Raw genomic sequence first — 15,929 nt, forward strand, 5'->3', positions numbered from 1 at the left:
CGCGACGACAAATCGATATTGCCCGCCGCGATTTCCTTCGTCGCCGAGGCGATCGATTCGCTGCCCGAGCGCACCGTGCGCACGGTCGTGATGAGGCTTGTCTGCATTTTCGTAAGGCCGCGCAGCAGTTGGCCCATTTCGTCGTTCGACGTCACGACGACTTCGGTTCGCAGATCGCCGGCCGCGATGGCATCGAACTGCGCGAGCGCTGCGTCAAGCGGCCGCGCGATTTTGCGGCGCAGCGACACCCACGAATAAGCGGCGGCCGCCACGCCCAGCAGGATCGCGGCGATGCTCAGCGTGCGGAACCGGTTGAACTTCGCCTCGCCTTCTTCATACGCCGTCTTCGCTGATTCGAACTGGAACTTGCGCAATTCGACGCCCGACTTTGCGAACTCCGTGAAAAGCGCCTGCATTTCGTTGGCGCCCTTGAGAATTCTGTCGTGATCGTTGGCGCGAATGTCGGCGTAGCTGGCATCCAGCAGCTTTTGCAGCGCGAGCCGCTGGCTGTTGAAAGCGTCGGCCAGGGGCTTCTCGCCCGGCTCTACCGGCAACGCCGAGTAGGTCGTCCAGGCGTCGTCGGAGGTCTTGCGCATCAGCGCGCCGCGTCCGATCGCGTCTTCGGCGGCCGGCGTGCCCGCGTTCAGCGCGGCGCGGTCGAAGCTCAGGCGCTCGCGCGCCATGAACATCTCGGCGTTTCCAACCGACACGGCGCTCGGCATCTGGTTGGTGAAAAGTTCATGGCTCGTGGCATTGGACTGGCTCATGCCGATCAGGCCGATGGTGCCGATCGCTATCAAAAGCGCGCTCAGAAACGTCATGGCCAGTGCCAGCCGGCCTTTTATCGTCGAAAACATGGATGGTTGGGATCGCACCGCGAATTGCACGGCAGCGGCGGCGGTGCGCCTGCTGGGTGGAACGGGCGAGAACGCCCGGACAACCGTTTAACGACAGCGGCGCGATTACCTTGAGGATTTGCGCGCGCCTCGATGCGACGCTGCAAATTCGTCGCATCAATGTGCGGGCCCCGGAGCGCATGCGCAAAGCTACTCTCCGGGGAACTAATACAGGCTGGTTTTGCGTTGGCGAAACTTCGCAGCCTTGTCGCAGCGCGTGCCGCTGTATGGCATTGAGCTTGCTTGGCTGGTAAGAAGTGCGCGCCGCGCGCTGCTGAGTTAGGGACGGTGGAGCTCACATGAAGATCCTGGTTATCGACGATGTTCGCGATTCAGCAGACAGTTTGGCGGCGCTCGCGGCCGAATTGGGACACTCCGTCGAGGTGGCCTACGACTGCAAGACGGCGACGGAGTACGCGACCACCACTCGCTTCGACGTGATCCTGTGCGACGTCGGCCTTCCCGACGGCGACGGCAGACACGCCTGCGAACGCCTTCGCGACGAAGGCGCCTCGCAGGACGCGTGCATGATCGCGGTGACGGGGCGAACCGATTTGCACGACGACGACTTCCCGTCGTTCGATGGCTATTTGCACAAGCCCTTCGAATGGCCGGTGCTGAAGCATGCGCTCGAAACCTGGGCCGCCGCGGGCATCGACTCGGACGCGCCGCACCCAGCGCGTGACGCCCGTTAGAGACGTCGGGCCGGCGGAGCAGCCTCTCTCAGCGATTCACCGTCTGCCGCGGATGACGCAGCGCGAGCACCGCGCCTAGCACGAGTGCGCCCGCCACGCAGTAGATCCCCGCATTCGTGCTGTGCGTCACGTCCTTCATCCAGCCGATGATCGACGCGCTCACGAACCCTGCCAGATTGCCGATCGAATTGATCATGCCGATGGCCGCCGCCGCCGAGCCGCCCGCGACGATCGCGCTCGGATAGGTCCAGAAGACCGGCATCGTCGCGAGCATGCCGGCCGTGCCGACCGTCAACGCGATCATCGCGAGCGGGATGTTGCCGGTGAGTTGCGTGCTGGCGAAGAGACCGGCGCCCGCGAGCACCGCCGGAATCGCGAAGTGCCAGCGCCGCTCGCCGGTGCGATCCGCGCTGCGCGCCACGAGGAACATGCTCGCGACCGCGCACGCATACGGAATCGCGCTGAGAAGGCCGACGTCGAGCGCGCTCTTCACGCCGGTCGCTTTCACGAGCGTCGGCAGGTAAAAGCTGATGCCGTACAGGCCCATCATGCAGCAGAAGTAGATGGCAGCCATGCGCCAGATGCGCGCATCCGTGAAGACGCCCGCGAGCGACCCGTGCGTCTTGCCGGCGCTGTCGCGTTCGATGTTCGCTTCGAGCACTTGCTTCTCGTCATCGGTGAGCCAGCGCGCCGCGCGGATGCCGTTCGGCAGGCAGAAAAGCGTCACGACGCCCAGAATCGCCGACGGAATCGCCTCGAGCAAGAAGAGCCACTGCCAGTTCGACCAGCCGCCCACGCCCTGGAACGCGTTCATGATCCAGCCGGAGAGCGGCCCGCCGACCACGCCCGCGATCGGAATGCCCATCATGAAGAGCGCGTTCATGCGTGAGCGCCGCTCGGCGGGGAACCAGTAGGTCAGATAAAGCACGATGCCGGGAAAGAAGCCCGCCTCCGCCACGCCGAGCAGAAAGCGCATGACGTAGAACGCAATCGGCGTCTTGACGAACAGCGCCGCCGCCGAAATGATCGCCCACGTGATCATGATCCGCGCGATCCACACTCGTGCGCCCACGCGATGCATGATGATGTTGCTCGGCACCTCGAACAGGAAATAGCCGATGAAGAAGATGCCTGCGCCGAGGCCGTACACGGTCTCGCTGAACTTGAGGTCGTTCAGCATCTGCAGCTTGGCGAATCCGACGTTCACGCGATCCAGATAAGCCGCGACGTAGCAGATGAATAGAAACGGCAACAGGCGCCAGGTGGCTTTCGAGTAGGCGCGGGCTTCGACGGTGGCGCGGTCGAAGACGGTGTCGGTGGTTTTGGCGAGGATGTCCATATGTCTCCAGTCTCTTCGGATGATACGAAAAGGGGCCGCCCGTGCGCGGCTCGTGGCCGTGCGGGCGATCTAAAAATGCTCGGGTGATTCAAAAAATCTGAAGACGCGCCTCAAGCGATCGCTTCGTCGACGATCTCGATCCAGTGGCGCACCGCTGTGCGTCCGCCCGCGCCGAGGTGCGTCTGACAGCCGATGTTGGCCGTCGCGATGACGTCGGGCTTGCCGCTTTCGAGCGCGTCGAGCTTGTTGTCGCGAAGCCTGCGAGCGAGTTCGGGCTGCGTGAACGAATACGTGCCGGCCGATCCGCAGCACAGGTGCGCATCAGGCACGGGCGCGAGATCGAATCCGAGCCGGCCGAGCACGCCTTCCACCGAACCGCCGAGCTTCTGCGCGTGCTGCAGCGTGCACGGGCAATGAAACGCGACACGCTGATCCGCTTCGATGCTCAACTGTTCGAGCGGTAGCGCTGCAAGCACTTCGCCGAGATCGCGCGTCAATTCGCTCACGCGGCGCGCCTTGACGGCATAGAGCGGATCGTCGCACAGCAAGTGGCCGTATTCCTTGACGAACGCGCCGCAGCCGCTCGCCGTCTGGATGATCGCTTCGGCGCCCGCGTCGATCTTCGGCCACCATGCGTCGATGTTGCGGCGAGCGCGTTCGAGCCCCGCGTCCTGTGCGTTCAGGTGATAGTCGGTCGCGCCGCAGCAGCCCGCCTCGGGCGCGCCTTCGATGCTGATGCCGAAGCGGTCGAGCACGCGCGCGGCGGCCGCATTCGTATTCGGCGAGAGCGAGCGCTGCGCGCAGCCTTCAAGCATCAACATCTTCCGCGCATGCCGCTTGACTGGTCGCTGGCCGGCTGCGGCCGCTTCATGCGGAATCTTGTCGCCGAGCGCGGCGGGCAAGACCGGCCGCATCATCCGCCCGACTTTCAGCAGCGCACCGAACGTCTTCGCGCGCGGAATGACGTGGCGCAGCCCGGCGCGCAGCGCACGCTCAGCGGCGGGCCGCGCGACGCGCCGCTCCAGCATCTCCCGCCCGATGTCGAGCAGCGCGTGATACGTCACGCCCGACGGACACGTCGTCTCGCAGTTGCGGCACGTCAGGCACCGGTCGAGGTGGAGTTGCGTCTTGTCGGTGACGGGCTCGCCTTCGAGCATCTGCTTGATGAGATAGATGCGTCCGCGCGGGCCGTCGAGTTCGTTGCCGAGCAGTTGATACGTCGGGCAGGTCGCATTGCAGAAGCCGCAGTGCACGCACGAGCGCAGGATGTCCTCCGCTTCCTTTGCGCGCGGCAGCAGTTTGGCTTCGTCGCTGAGATTGGTTTGCATGATCGGTCGCCTCTCGGTCTCGCGTCAGTAGTCGGCGTACATGCGCCCGGGATTGAAAATGCCCTGCGGATCGAGACGCGCCTTCAGTTGCCGGTGATAGCGCATCAGCGGCGCGGGGATCGGGTGAAACGGCTCGATGCCCGGCGTTCGCGTAAAGCACGTCGCGTGGCCACCGTGCGCGCTCGCGATCTGGCGAATCGTCGCGGCGGGCGCGTCGCTCTTGAGCCAGCGCTGCGCGCCAGCCCAGTCGAGCAGAGCCGCGCCCGGCAAATCGACGAGCGGCGTATCGTTCGGCAGGGAGAGGCGCCAGAGCGGACGCGGGTCGTCGAAGAATGGCAGGCGCTGTTCGCGCAGCGACGCCCAGAAGCGCGCATCGATCGCTTCGCCGCCGATGCGTTCGAGCGCCGCGCGCACCGATCCCGCGCCGCCTTCGAGCCGTACGTGCAAACGGCCGTCGAGATGGCAGGCGCCCGTGACCGGCAACGCCGACTTGCGCCACGCGGACAGCTCGCGCATCGCCTCATCGGCGTCGATATGGAGCGCGAGGCAGCGCGACTCGCGCGGCTTCGGCAGCACCTTCAGCGACACTTCCGTGATCAGCCCGAGACAGCCGAAGCTCCCGCCGATCAGCCGCGACACGTCGTACCCCGCGACGTTTTTCATCACCTGCCCGCCGAAGCGCAGATGCTTCGCTTCGCCCGTGATCACGCGGCAGCCGAGGATGAAGTCGCGCACTGATCCCGCCCAGGGACGGCGCGGACCCGACAAACCGCTCGCGACCGCGCCGCCGACCGTCGCTTCGCCGCCGAAGGCTGGCGGCTCGCAGGGCAGCATCTGGCCAGCGTCGTCGAGGATCGCGTTGATCTCGGCGAGCGGCGTGCCGGCGCGCGCTGTAATGACGAGCTCACTCGGCTCGTAGCTCACGATGCCGCGATGCGAACGCGTGTCGATCTCGTCGGCGGCGACCGGCCGTCCGAGAAACGCCTTGCTGTCGCTGCCGCGGATGCGCAGCGGCCTTTTGTCCGCGAGCGCTTCGCGAACGTGTTCGACGAGGCGCGCGCTGTCGTCGATGGAGATCAGGTCACGTCGCATCAGAAGCGCTCCAGTTCGGGAAAGGGCAATGCGCCGTGATGCACGTGCATCGAGCCGAATTCGGCACAGCGGTGCAGCGTCGGCACGTTCTTGCCGGGGTTGAGGAGGCCGTCCGGGTCGAACGCGGCTTTCACCGCGTGGAAGAACGTCAGTTCGTCGCTGTTGAACTGCGCGCACATCTGGTTGATCTTCTCGCGCCCCACGCCATGTTCGCCCGTGATGCTGCCGCCGACCGCGACGCACAGTTCCAGGATGCGCGCGCCGATCGCTTCGGCGCGTTCCATCTCGCCGGGGGCATTGGCATCGAAGAGGATTAGCGGGTGCATGTTGCCGTCGCCCGCATGGAACACGTTCGCGACGCGCAGCCCATATTGTTCCGACAGCTCCGCGATACCGCGCAACACGCGCGAGAGTTCGCGGCGCGGGATCGTGCCGTCCATGCAGTAGTAGTCCGGCGAGATGCGGCCGACCGCCGGAAACGCGTTCTTGCGGCCGGCCCAGAAGCGCTGGCGCTCGGCTTCGTTCGCCGCGAGCCGGATGTCGGTCGCGCCCGCCGCGCGCAAGAGCGCCTCGACGCGCTCGCAATCCTCCTGCACGTCTGACTCCGCGCCATCGACTTCGCAGAGCAGCAGCGCTTCGGCATCGACGGGATAGCCCGCGTGGATGAAGTCCTCCGCCGCACGGATCGAGAGGTTGTCCATCATTTCGAGCCCGCCGGGAATCACGCCCGCCGCGATGATCTTCGCGACCGAATCGCCGGCTTTCTCGACGTCGTCGAAGCTCGCGAGCAGCACCTTCGCGCTCTGCGGCTTGGTCAGCAGCTTGACCGTGACCTCGACCACGATGCCGAGCATCCCCTCCGATCCGGTAAAGAGCGCGAGCAGGTCGAAGCCAGGCGAATCCAGCGCTTCGGAGCCGAGCGTGAGGCGCTCGCCGTCGATCGTCACGACCTCGACCTTCAGGATGTTGTGGACCGTCAGCCCGTATTTGAGGCAATGCACGCCGCCCGCGTTTTCGGCCACGTTGCCGCCGATCGAGCACGCGATTTGCGACGATGGATCGGGCGCGTAGTAGAGACCGTGGGGTGCTGCGGCCTGCGAGATCGCGAGGTTGCGCACGCCGGGCTGCACACGCGCGGTGCAGGCCTCAGGATCGAGTTCGACGATGCGATTGAAGCGCGCCATCACGAGCAGGATGCCTTTTTCGAGCGGCAACGCGCCGCCTGACAGACCCGTACCCGCGCCGCGCGCGACCACCGGTATGTGATGCGCTGACGCGTACTTCATGAGCGCGACGACTTCATCGACGGTGCCCGGCAGCGCGACCAGCATCGGCGTGATGCGGTACGCGGAGAGGCCGTCGCATTCGAAGGGGCGCAGGTCTTCTTTCGAGTGGAGGAGCTGGAGGTCGGGGAGAAGCGTCGTGAGGTCGCGCACGATCGCGGCTTTGTCGTGATCGCGCAAGGGGCCGTCGAGCGCCTCGTCGTAGGCGTAGGTCATGGGGTGTCGTCTCCAATGTTGGCGCTCGATAAACGCCTTGTTTGAACCGATTCTTGCGGCTTGCCACTGCCCTGTCGAACGGTTTCACACTGGTCGTACCACTTTCTGCCATGCGTTCTCTTAAATCAGAACCAGTGCTTCCCTTGCTGGTATAGCGTTTGGCGGAAAATGTGAGTCGCGGCGTGCTACCCTAGGAAGGTGGTCATACCAGTGGGAGGCGCGATGAAAGAGACCCAACCCGAAGCCAAACGCCAGCTCGCGGACGTGGTCGTCGAGAGAATCGAACGACTGATCGTCGACGGCGTGCTTAAGCAGGGGCAGACGCTGCCGTCGGAGCGGCGGCTGACGGAAAAGCTCGGCGTGTCGCGCACGGCGCTGCGCGAAGGGCTGAAGATCTTGCGGGCCCGCGGCCTGATCGAGACGTCGCAGGGAAAGGGATCGTTCGTCGCGAAACTGAGCGCCGAACCCGCGCAGGCGCCGATGATGCATCTGCTCGGCTCGCAGCCGCGCACGCTCTACGATCTGCTGGAGGTGCGCGAGATGATCGAGGCGGAATCGGCGCGGCTCGCGGCGTTGCGCGGCACGCCCGCCGACTACATCCTCATTACGCGGCGCTATGAAGAGATGGTGGCGGCGAACTCGCGGGACACGGACGCCTCGACGCACGCGCGGCTCGACCACGCGTTCCATCTCGCGATTTCCGAGGCGTCACACAATCCAGTGCTCGTGCATACGCTCGCCACGCTCAACGATTTGATGCTGAGCTCGGTGTTCGCGTCCGTGAACAATCTCTATCACCGCGAGGCGCAAAAACGCGCAATCGATCGTCAGCATGCGCGGCTCTATAACGCGGTGACCGGCAAGCTGCCCGAGCAGGCGCGGCGCGCGGCTAGCCAGCACATCAAGAGCGTGCGCGAGAACTTCGCGGAGATCGAGCAGGAGGAGCAGCGGCTCGTGCGCTCGACGTTGCGGCTGGAAGGGTGGACGTGACTATCGATAGCGCGGTCCAGGCGTGAAAGTGATCGTGCTGCGAAGCGTCTTAGCCTTGATGATGCTTCGCGTAGACCGTCGCAAGCAGTTCCTCGTCAATTGTTATCGTGATTCGCTGCATGGCGGTTTCCTTGGACGGAGCCTGATCGGGTATGAGCTATTTTTGTAAAGGTATCATTTGACGCGAAGCGGATACGAGCCAACCATCGACCTTACAAAAAGCACATGACAAACTTCATCCGGGCAATATTCGGCGATGACAACGGGCAGTTGCGTCAGAAGGTCGTCACGGTCTATGCGCTTCTCGTCGCGTTCAATGTTGCCGCCTGGATCTGGGCATTCGTCGCGTTCCACGACTATCCGCTGCTGATGGGCACCAGCCTGCTTGCGTATTCGCTTGGGCTGCGCCACGCGGTCGACGCGGATCACATCGCGGCGATCGACAACGTCACGCGAAAGCTGATGCAGGAAGGCAAGCGTCCGATCACGGTCGGGCTGATGTTCTCGCTCGGCCATTCGACGATCGTCGTGCTCGCATCGGTCGGCATCGCTGCGACTGCTATGGCCTTGCAAAGCAGGATGGCTGGCTTCAAGGAGATCGGCGGATTGATCGGCACGCTCGTGTCGACGTTTTTCCTCTTCGCGATCGCGCTGATGAACCTCGTGATTCTGCGCTCCATCATCCGTGCGTTTCGTCGCGTTCGGCGCGGTGAGCCATATAACGATGAAGACTTCGACCTGCTGCTCGCCGATCGCGGATTTCTCGCGCGCCTCTTCCGCCCGCTCTTTCGCCTGATCACCAAGAGCTGGCACATGTACTTCCTCGGCTTCCTGTTCGGCCTCGGATTCGACACGGCGACCGAAGTCGGGCTGCTCGGGCTTTCGGCCGCAGGTGCCGCGCAGGGCATGCCGATCTGGTCGATCCTCGTCTTCCCGGTGCTCTTCACAGCAGGCATGACGCTGATCGATACGACGGACAGCATTCTCATGCTCGGCGCATACGGCTGGGCGTTCGTCAAGCCGATCCGCAAGCTCTACTACAACATCACGATCACGACGATTTCCGTGATCGTCGCCTTGCTGGTCGGTAGTATCGAAGGGCTTGGCCTGCTCGGCGACAAGCTGCGGATGAGCGGCTGGTTCTGGGACTCTGTCGCGCGGCTGAATGAGAACTTCGGGTTGATCGGCTATGCGATCGTGGGGGTGTTCGTCGTCTGTTGGGTGCTGTCGGCCGTAGTCTACAAGTGGAAGCGCTTCGAAGAAATCGACGCTGGAACAACGTCTCTCTAAGACGATGCCATCGACCGTCCGCAACTCGCTCGTCTGGATCTTCGAGCCGTTCGAGCGCGATGCCACCTACATTCGAAAGAGGATGTTCGGCTGCGACGCCGCGTATGTCGATGGCCTGCTCTGTCTCGTCGCAGCCGATCGGGACAAGCCGTGGAATGGCTTGCTGGTGTGCACGTCGCAAGAGCGCCACGCGGCGCTTATCGAAGAGATACCTGCGTTGCGGCCGCATCCGGTGCTTGGCAAATGGCTTTACGTGCCGCAGGACGATCCGGAGTTTGAAGCCGTCGCAGAGAGGATGACGGCGCTCGTACTGGCGCGCGACGGGCGCATAGGCGTCGAGCCTAAGCCACGCCGGCGTAGCCGGAAAAAATGATTACGTTCGCTTCGCGAGATACGCATCGATCAGCGTGACGAGCCGTTCCCGGCCGAAGCTCGTGTCATGTCCCGCGTGAACGACGCGCACAGGCAATTCGCGCAGACGCTTCATCGTGCGCACGTAAGTCGGGATATCGGCGCCTTTGATCTCGTCGAGCAGCGGACCATCATAGATCGCGTCGCCTGAAAATAGCGTGCCGCTGGCCGCTTCCCAAAGCCCGATGCTTCCTGGCGAGTGCCCCGGCAGATGCAACACCTCGAAATGCCGGTCGCCGAGATCGACCACATCGCCTTCGGTGACGGTTTTCGTCACGGACGCGCCACGCAAGTGGTACTCCGACATCTGGTACTCGGCATGCGGAAGCGCCGTGATCAAGTCACCGTCGAACGGGTAACCGAATGCGCTGTATCGGCGAATCGCCGCCTCGCCCAATACCGATGCCAGCAGCGTTCCGCGCTCTCGCGGCGAGCGCAGGTTCTCCGCCTCCAGTTCGTGGACCAGCGTGTGCTCGAACTCGTGATGTCCGCCGACGTGGTCGGAGTGCGTATGCGTCGCGACGGCAGTCACGTCTTTTTGCAGCAGGTGCCGCGCGGCGTCGCGAAGGCTCGCGATGCCCATGCCGGTGTCGATCATCAAGTCGCGGTCGCGGCCGCGTACATGCCAGATATTGCAGCGCATGAGCGGCACGACGTGCGGCTCCCACAGCAAGGTGATTTCATCGCTGATGCGTTTCAGTTCGAACCATCGGTCGGCAATTGGGAGCATAGAGTGTTTAGAGTTTTTTTTCGAACCAGTGATGCGCGTATGGTTCGTCGTTGAATGCGTCGACCTCAATATATCCCGAGCGTCGATACAGGTTGATTGCCTCGGTCAAACCCCGGTTCGTTTCAAGGCGAATCGCGCGGGCGCCTGCCTTCTGCGCATGCCGCTCGGCTTCGGCCAGCAATTGCCGCGCGATGCCGAGCCCGCGTGCGGACGAGCTCACCCACATGCGCTTCAATTCAGCCGGCGCCTTCTTGTGAAACTTGAGCGCCACACAGCCTGCAACGCTGCCGCGCAGTCGCGCGACGATCAGTTCCCCGGCGGGGGGCGTCAGGTCCTGTGCATCTGCGGAAAGGCTCAACGCCGGATCGAAGCCAGTTTCAAAACGCCTATCGAGTTCGGCGAAGTATTTGTCGAAGCATGCGCGCGCGTCGTCGCTCGTCGGGTCTTCGATCTCCATGCGCACGAGCGACGGTTGCAGCAAGCGCTCGACTTCGGCCATCGCCGCGACGAGCGTCGCGCGTTGCTGCTCGTTAAGCGATTCGAGAATGTGCGAGGCGACCGAATCCGATCGGCGGTCCAGCTCGGCGCGTTCTGCGAGGCCAGCCTTGGTGAGGCGTGCTTTGCGCACACGACGGTCGTCGTCGCATGTTTCTACCACGACGAATCCCTGCTTTTCCAATGCGCGCAGCGTGCGGCTGATGTAACCCGAGTCGAGACCGAGTCGAGTTCGAAGCGCACGGACTTCGACGCCATCGATTCCGATTTCCCAAAGCAGGCGCGATTCGCCCATTGGACGGGCGCGGCCGAGGAAACGCTCGTCGAGCGCGCCGATGCCTTCGGCGACCGTCCGATTGAAACTTCGAACCTGCTGGATGGGATGCGCGTTCATATCTCTGACTTTAGTCAGAGATTTCGCGGAAGTCAAATTGATCAGCGCGAGCTTCGTGCCGCGATCGCGCGATGCAAGCTGCTACTTCCCCTTGAACACCGCGCGCCGTTGTTCCCGTTCCTTCGCGAACCGACTGCTCATGGTCGCATCCAGATCCTTCCGTTCGACTGGAACGCCGCAATGCGCGCAAACGTTCCCTAGCCCCACATCGTGTCCACATTCACGATGCACGAAACGCACGGCGACCTTCTCGCGCTTCTCCTTGCACCAGGTCTCGCCCCATGCGCGTAGTGCGTGAACGACGGGATAAAACGACCGCCCCTTCTCCGTCAGACGATATTCATACCGCAGCGGCTTCTCGCTGTACGGATGACGTTCGATCATCGCGTCCGCTTCCAGCGATTTTAAGCGTGTAGCGAGCATCTGCGGCGTTGCTTCGGTCTGAATCTGGATTTCCTCGAAGCGCGTCGCGCCCATGAACAGTTCCCTTAAGACCAGAACAGACCATCGATCGCCGACGATATCCAGCGACCGCGCAACTGGACACACCGTGCTGGCCTTCTCCGAAACTCGTGCCACGATTCATTCTCCCCAAGTCACTCTCAATTTCATAGTAGCACGATTCCCGGACGGCAACGCGTACCCGAATCGTACGGAACAGCGCAAACAATCTTGACACTATGTTTTTCATAGTCGTATGCTGCGACCAGCGCAACCGATGCGCGAAGCGTCGCGAAATCTTCGTATCAAAGCCTCTACTGGAGAACCGAAATGCCCGATTCCACCAACTACCGTGCGGAGCGCACCGGCCTGTTACTCGTCGACCCGTACAACGATTTTCTGTCGGAAGGCGGAAAGATATTCCCGATGATCAAGGAGATCGCGACGAACGTCAGGCTGCTCGAGAACCTCCGTTCGACCGTCGCTGCCGCGCGCAAGGCGGGGATACAGGTCGTGTACGTCCCGCATCGCCGCTGGCAACCCGGCGATTACGACAACTGGGACCATCCCAACCCGACCCAACGTCTTGTCCAGCAACGTCACACGTTCGAAAAGGGCACATGGGGCGGCGAATGGCATCCCGACTTCGTGCCGCAGGACAACGACATCATCGTCCACGAACATTGGGCGCAAAGTGGATTCGCCAACACCGATCTCGACTTCCAGTTGAAACAGCAGGGCATCACACATGTAATCGTCGTCGGCTTGCTCGCGAATACGTGCATCGAATCCACCTCGCGCTTTGCGATGGAACTTGGCTATCACGTCACGCTTGTGCGCGATGCAACGGCCGCCTTCACCGCGGAGATGATGCATGCGGCGCACAAGCTGAATGGCCCGACTTTCGCGCACGAAATCCTCACGACGCAAGAGTTGATCGCGGCGCTGCCCGTTTCGCAAGGAGAACCGTCGTGAAGCTCACTGGCAACCTGCTGATCGGCGCGCATGAATTGAGCGCGACCGCCGGCAGCATGAAAGCACTGAACCCCGCAACGAACGCCGAAATCGAACCGTCCTTCGCATTCGGCGGCGTCGCGGAAGTCGACCGCGCAGCACGACTCGCCGACGACGCCTTTGACAGCTACAACAACACGACGCTCGACAAACGCGCCGCGTTTCTCGAGCGCATCGCCGATGGCCTCGACGCCATCGCGCCCGAACTCGCGCAACGCGCGTCGCTCGAAACGGGCTTACCGGTCGCGCAGCTCGAAGCCGAAGCCGGTAAATCGGCGACGCAGTTTCGCCAGTTCGCGGCCGTCGTGCGTCAAGGGCGCTTCCGGCAGGCGACGATCGATCCCGCTCAGCCGGAGCGTCAACCGCGCGCGCGGATGGATCATCGGATGCAGAAGATCGCGCTCGGTCCCGTCGCGATCTTCGGCGCGAGCAATTTTCCGATCTCGTATTCGGTCGCGGGCGGAGACACCGCGTCGGCGCTGGCGGCGGGCTGTCCGGTGGTACTGAAGGCGCACAACGCGCATCCCGGAGCGTCCGAAATGATGGCTCGCGTGATCCGGCAGGCCGTCGAAGATTCGGGCCTGCACGAAGGCGTGTTTTCGCTGTTGCGTGGCGGCGGCAATGAAATCGGCGAGGCGCTCGTCGATCATCCGCTCATCAAGGGCGTCACCTTCACCGGCTCCGAAGGCGGTGGCATGGCCCTGTATCGGCGAGCACAGCAACGTCCCGATCCGATCCCCGTCTTCACCGAAATGACGAGCGTCAATCCGACCTTCGTGTTGCCTGCTGCGCTCGCGGCACGCGGCCGAGACATCGGCGACGGCTTCACCGAACGCATGCTCGTGACCGTCGGTCAGGCGTGTCTGAAGCCCGCGATCCTGCTCGCTATCGACGGTCCCGGCTACGCCGAACTCAGGCAGGCGATGATCGCCCGCGTAGAAGCAATGCACGCCCGCACGATGCTGACGCCCGGCATCTCGACGGCGTATCGCAAGAACGTGGAGCGGCAGCGCAACGCGGGGGCGGAGAGAATCGCAGCGGGCGGCAAGGCGCAGGGCGCGTGGGACGGCGAATCGATTCTGTTCGAAGTCGATGGGGCGCACATGCTCGAGGAGCCGTCGCTATCGGAGGAAGTGTTTGGACCGGCAGCGTTGCTCGTGCGCGCGAAGGACATCGAGCAATTGGTTGCCATCGCGAAGCAGTTTCGCGGACAGCTTTCGGCCACGATGCAGGTCGACCAGGCCGATCACGCGCTCGCCGCTCGTCTGTTGCCGGTGCTCGAGCGTCGCACTGGCCGCATCGTGATCAATGCGTTCGCGCATCCGCAAGAGGTGTCGAATGCGTCGATTCACGGTGGACCGTTCCCGGCGACGTCGGACAGCCGCTTCACGTCGGTCGGCACGACGTCGATCGAGCGATTCTTGAGGCCGGTGTGCTATCAGGGCTTTCCGGACGACCTGCTGCCGGAAGCGTTGAAGCGGGACAATCCGCGCGGCATCTGGCGCGTGATCGATGGTGATCTGGCTAAAGCCTGAGTGACCTATGCATCCAGCGCGAATTGCGCAAAGAACCGCACGATCTCGCGCGTCGCATGCGGCCCGCGAACGTCGGTGTGCGTGCCGTCGGGGTTGCCGCCGGACCACGCGTGGCCGAGCCCGTGCACGATCCACTGCTCGCCGACCGTCACGTTTTCCTGATCGCGAAACACGTGGCGCGTGTACGCGTAGCCGTTCTCCGCGCTTTCGAGATGCGTCAACGCGGGCGGATGCGCGTCTGCTTCATCGCCGAGCAAAAGGCGGCTCATCGCGACGATCTGCTCGCCGTTGCGCGGATGCACGGTATCGTCGGCATCGCCGTGAAAGACGATCAGCGGCACCGCGCGCGCCCGGATTCCCTCCGCCGACGACACCGGCAGACGCACCTTGCCCATGCCGTCGTTCATTGCGCAGAGCGCGGAAAGCGGTTCATCGGCGACGCCGAACGCCATGCCCGAATGGATCGCGGCGGCCGCATATAGCTCCGGATGCGTCACCGCGAGATTGACGGCCATCGCGCCGCCCGCGGACATGCCCGCGACATACACGCGCGCGGCATCGACGTTGCACATCGCCATCACTTCGCGCGTGAGGGCCGCGACCATCGCCGTCTCGCCCGATTCGCGCGTCTGGTCGCCCGGACGGAACCAGTTCCAGCAGCGAAAGAGATTAGCGCCTTCCGACTGCTCCGGATACACGACGATATAACCCTCGGCTTCCGCGACGGCATTCATGCCGGTGCCTGCCGCGAAGTCGTCCGGGTGCTGCTGCGCGCCGTGAAGCATCACCATCAGCGGCAGCGGCTGGCCGTCGTAGCCGCTCGGGATATAGAGTTTGAAGGGGAGCGTGTCGCCGTCGTGCTCGAAACGGCGGCTCAGCCATTGGGCTCCGCCAGTTGCCGGCTCGATTCGGACGACCGCTTCTTCCACTTCCGGGACTACGTCCTTAAGCGGCTGAGCTGCCACAGCCGTCTCTGGATCGACGAAAAATTGTGCCGTGAGCCCCATCGGTCCGAGTGCGAGAAGCGACCAGAACGTGTCTTGGGCCGAAGCAAACGGATCGGAAGTGGTCATCGGGTTTCCCTAAGTTAAAACGAACGCAATAAAAAGCCCGCCTGACGCGGGCTCCAAAACAACGGTGCTACAGGACAATCAATGCTTCTGAGCGATTTCGCTGCTCGCATCGACGACGACAGCAGCGGTTTCGTCGGCGGCATCGGCCGATTCCTTCGCGGCGTTCGACAAAAGTGCGACCGGACCCTTCGCGAATGCTTCACTCTGCTGCGCGGCCGTTTCGAACACGCCCTTCATGTTGAAGCCGTACTTGCCGAACTGGCTGCGCGTTTCGTTCAGAATGTCGGTTTCGGTCGAGCGGACGATATTCAGGAAATGGCGCGAATACGCTGCCGCTTTTTCCGGCAGCGCCGCGAACAGTTTCGGTTGCAGGCTCAGGAATTCACCCGGCTTTACGACCGGACCGGCCTTCAGAACCGAGGTGCTTTCTTCCATAACCGTCTTGATCGTCTGCACGTTCAGTTCGGCCAGTTGCTGGAGTCCGCTCGCATAGCGCTTGGACACGCTGACGAACAGCTGAAAATTCGATGCCGCACCCGACGAAGCCTGCTGGGGAAATGAAGGAAACATTGACCGCTCCTGTGTGAGAGTTCGCCCTGGACCGGTCAATCCGGACCATCGAATGGCTTTTTGCTGCATTGCAACAATGAAGCCATCATACGGCAGTCTCGGCAGGCGTCAAGCATCGATTTTCGATCTGTGCAAAT

At 63.2% G+C, this 15,929-nt stretch carries 16 protein-coding genes; 6 read left to right on the forward strand and 10 right to left on the reverse strand.

Annotation, left to right across the window (positions count from 1 at the left end; genetic code table 11):
- Positions 1 to 821, reverse strand: an 821-nt coding sequence (locus tag AWB67_RS12525) for a methyl-accepting chemotaxis protein (protein ID WP_235025127.1), incomplete at its 3' end; no start/stop codon positions are given.
- A 374-nt stretch (positions 822 to 1,195) separates the two neighbouring features.
- On the opposite strand from AWB67_RS12525, the gene AWB67_RS12530 reads away from it, so the two are divergent.
- Complete coding sequence (locus tag AWB67_RS12530; RefSeq protein ID WP_087656571.1) at positions 1,196 to 1,591, forward strand: response regulator; 396 nt, start codon at positions 1,196 to 1,198, stop codon at positions 1,589 to 1,591.
- A 28-nt stretch (positions 1,592 to 1,619) separates the two neighbouring features.
- Here the strand turns inward: AWB67_RS12530 and AWB67_RS12535 are convergent, their stop codons facing one another.
- The 4 genes from AWB67_RS12535 to glcD all read right to left on the reverse strand — a co-directional run bounded on the left by AWB67_RS12535 (position 1,620) and on the right by glcD (position 6,849).
- On the reverse strand, positions 1,620 to 2,930 hold the full coding sequence (locus AWB67_RS12535) for an MFS transporter (RefSeq protein WP_087656572.1): 1,311 nt from the start codon (positions 2,928 to 2,930) through the stop codon (positions 1,620 to 1,622).
- Between the two features lie 110 nt (positions 2,931 to 3,040).
- Positions 3,041 to 4,258 (reverse strand): glycolate oxidase subunit GlcF, encoded by a 1,218-nt coding sequence (gene glcF, locus AWB67_RS12540; protein ID WP_087656573.1) that lies wholly within the window; start codon positions 4,256 to 4,258, stop codon positions 3,041 to 3,043.
- Positions 4,259 to 4,282: 24 nt separating this feature from the next.
- Positions 4,283 to 5,350, reverse strand: a complete 1,068-nt coding sequence (gene glcE, locus AWB67_RS12545; protein ID WP_087656574.1) for a glycolate oxidase subunit GlcE — start codon at positions 5,348 to 5,350, stop codon at positions 4,283 to 4,285.
- On the reverse strand, positions 5,350 to 6,849 hold the full coding sequence (glcD, locus tag AWB67_RS12550; protein ID WP_087656575.1) for a glycolate oxidase subunit GlcD: 1,500 nt from the start codon (positions 6,847 to 6,849) through the stop codon (positions 5,350 to 5,352). The genes glcE and glcD overlap by 1 nt, the downstream gene beginning before the upstream one ends.
- Before the next feature lie 222 nt (positions 6,850 to 7,071).
- Between glcD and glcC the strand changes: the two genes are divergently transcribed.
- The 3 genes from glcC to AWB67_RS12565 all read left to right on the forward strand — a co-directional run bounded on the left by glcC (position 7,072) and on the right by AWB67_RS12565 (position 9,502).
- The gene (glcC, locus tag AWB67_RS12555) at positions 7,072 to 7,839 is read left to right on the forward strand and encodes a transcriptional regulator GlcC (RefSeq protein ID WP_087656576.1); all 768 of its coding nucleotides are present in this window, start codon (positions 7,072 to 7,074) and stop codon (positions 7,837 to 7,839) included.
- A gap of 225 nt (positions 7,840 to 8,064) precedes the next feature.
- The gene (locus tag AWB67_RS12560; RefSeq protein WP_087656577.1) at positions 8,065 to 9,129 is read left to right on the forward strand and encodes a HoxN/HupN/NixA family nickel/cobalt transporter; all 1,065 of its coding nucleotides are present in this window, start codon (positions 8,065 to 8,067) and stop codon (positions 9,127 to 9,129) included.
- 4 nt (positions 9,130 to 9,133) lie between these two features.
- Positions 9,134 to 9,502, forward strand: a complete 369-nt coding sequence (locus AWB67_RS12565) for a hypothetical protein (protein ID WP_087656578.1) — start codon at positions 9,134 to 9,136, stop codon at positions 9,500 to 9,502.
- On the opposite strand, the gene AWB67_RS12570 is transcribed toward AWB67_RS12565, so the two are convergent.
- The 3 genes from AWB67_RS12570 to AWB67_RS12580 form a co-directional block, all read right to left on the reverse strand.
- Positions 9,503 to 10,270 (reverse strand): MBL fold metallo-hydrolase, encoded by a 768-nt coding sequence (locus tag AWB67_RS12570; protein ID WP_087656579.1) that lies wholly within the window; start codon positions 10,268 to 10,270, stop codon positions 9,503 to 9,505. It lies immediately after the preceding gene.
- 7 nt (positions 10,271 to 10,277) lie between these two features.
- Positions 10,278 to 11,159 carry a bifunctional helix-turn-helix transcriptional regulator/GNAT family N-acetyltransferase gene (locus tag AWB67_RS12575; protein ID WP_087656580.1) on the reverse strand — a complete coding sequence of 294 codons (882 nt, stop codon included), beginning with the start codon at positions 11,157 to 11,159 and terminating at the stop codon, positions 10,278 to 10,280.
- Between the two features lie 81 nt (positions 11,160 to 11,240).
- Positions 11,241 to 11,738: a winged helix-turn-helix transcriptional regulator gene (locus tag AWB67_RS12580; protein WP_087656581.1), complete on the reverse strand. Its 498-nt coding sequence runs from the start codon at positions 11,736 to 11,738 to the stop codon at positions 11,241 to 11,243.
- A 192-nt stretch (positions 11,739 to 11,930) separates the two neighbouring features.
- On the opposite strand from AWB67_RS12580, the gene AWB67_RS12585 reads away from it, so the two are divergent.
- Entirely contained in the window at positions 11,931 to 12,575 is a 645-nt protein-coding gene (locus AWB67_RS12585; RefSeq protein ID WP_087656582.1) for a cysteine hydrolase family protein, read from the forward strand.
- Positions 12,572 to 14,149 (forward strand): aldehyde dehydrogenase (NADP(+)), encoded by a 1,578-nt coding sequence (locus AWB67_RS12590; protein ID WP_087656583.1) that lies wholly within the window; start codon positions 12,572 to 12,574, stop codon positions 14,147 to 14,149. Before AWB67_RS12585 ends, AWB67_RS12590 begins: the two co-directional genes overlap by 4 nt.
- Before the next feature lie 5 nt (positions 14,150 to 14,154).
- On the opposite strand, the gene AWB67_RS12595 is transcribed toward AWB67_RS12590, so the two are convergent.
- Positions 14,155 to 15,222, reverse strand: a complete 1,068-nt coding sequence (locus tag AWB67_RS12595; RefSeq protein WP_087656584.1) for an extracellular catalytic domain type 1 short-chain-length polyhydroxyalkanoate depolymerase — start codon at positions 15,220 to 15,222, stop codon at positions 14,155 to 14,157.
- A gap of 78 nt (positions 15,223 to 15,300) precedes the next feature.
- Positions 15,301 to 15,792: a TIGR01841 family phasin gene (gene phaP / locus AWB67_RS12600; RefSeq protein ID WP_159964839.1), complete on the reverse strand. Its 492-nt coding sequence runs from the start codon at positions 15,790 to 15,792 to the stop codon at positions 15,301 to 15,303.
- Positions 15,793 to 15,929: the final 137 nt, after the last annotated feature.

Origin of the sequence: Caballeronia terrestris, from assembly GCF_001544515.1 — a bacterium.
Taxonomy (GTDB): Bacteria; Pseudomonadota; Gammaproteobacteria; order Burkholderiales; family Burkholderiaceae; genus Caballeronia; species Caballeronia terrestris.

Bases quoted from the DNA above. Each gene is read 5' to 3' on its own strand.
- AWB67_RS12530 (WP_087656571.1), top strand. From the start codon at position 1,196: ATGAAGATCCTGGTTATCGACGATGTTCGCGATTCAGCAGACAGTTTG.
- AWB67_RS12535 (WP_087656572.1), bottom strand. From the start codon at position 2,930: ATGGACATCCTCGCCAAAACCACCGACACCGTCTTCGACCGCGCCACC.
- glcF (WP_087656573.1), bottom strand. From the start codon at position 4,258: ATGCAAACCAATCTCAGCGACGAAGCCAAACTGCTGCCGCGCGCAAAG.
- glcE (WP_087656574.1), bottom strand. From the start codon at position 5,350: ATGCGACGTGACCTGATCTCCATCGACGACAGCGCGCGCCTCGTCGAA.
- glcD (WP_087656575.1), bottom strand. From the start codon at position 6,849: ATGACCTACGCCTACGACGAGGCGCTCGACGGCCCCTTGCGCGATCAC.
- glcC (WP_087656576.1), top strand. From the start codon at position 7,072: ATGAAAGAGACCCAACCCGAAGCCAAACGCCAGCTCGCGGACGTGGTC.
- AWB67_RS12560 (WP_087656577.1), top strand. From the start codon at position 8,065: ATGACAAACTTCATCCGGGCAATATTCGGCGATGACAACGGGCAGTTG.
- AWB67_RS12565 (WP_087656578.1), top strand. From the start codon at position 9,134: ATGCCATCGACCGTCCGCAACTCGCTCGTCTGGATCTTCGAGCCGTTC.
- AWB67_RS12570 (WP_087656579.1), bottom strand. From the start codon at position 10,270: ATGCTCCCAATTGCCGACCGATGGTTCGAACTGAAACGCATCAGCGAT.
- AWB67_RS12575 (WP_087656580.1), bottom strand. From the start codon at position 11,159: ATGAACGCGCATCCCATCCAGCAGGTTCGAAGTTTCAATCGGACGGTC.
- AWB67_RS12585 (WP_087656582.1), top strand. From the start codon at position 11,931: ATGCCCGATTCCACCAACTACCGTGCGGAGCGCACCGGCCTGTTACTC.
- AWB67_RS12595 (WP_087656584.1), bottom strand. From the start codon at position 15,222: ATGACCACTTCCGATCCGTTTGCTTCGGCCCAAGACACGTTCTGGTCG.
- phaP (WP_159964839.1), bottom strand. From the start codon at position 15,792: ATGTTTCCTTCATTTCCCCAGCAGGCTTCGTCGGGTGCGGCATCGAAT.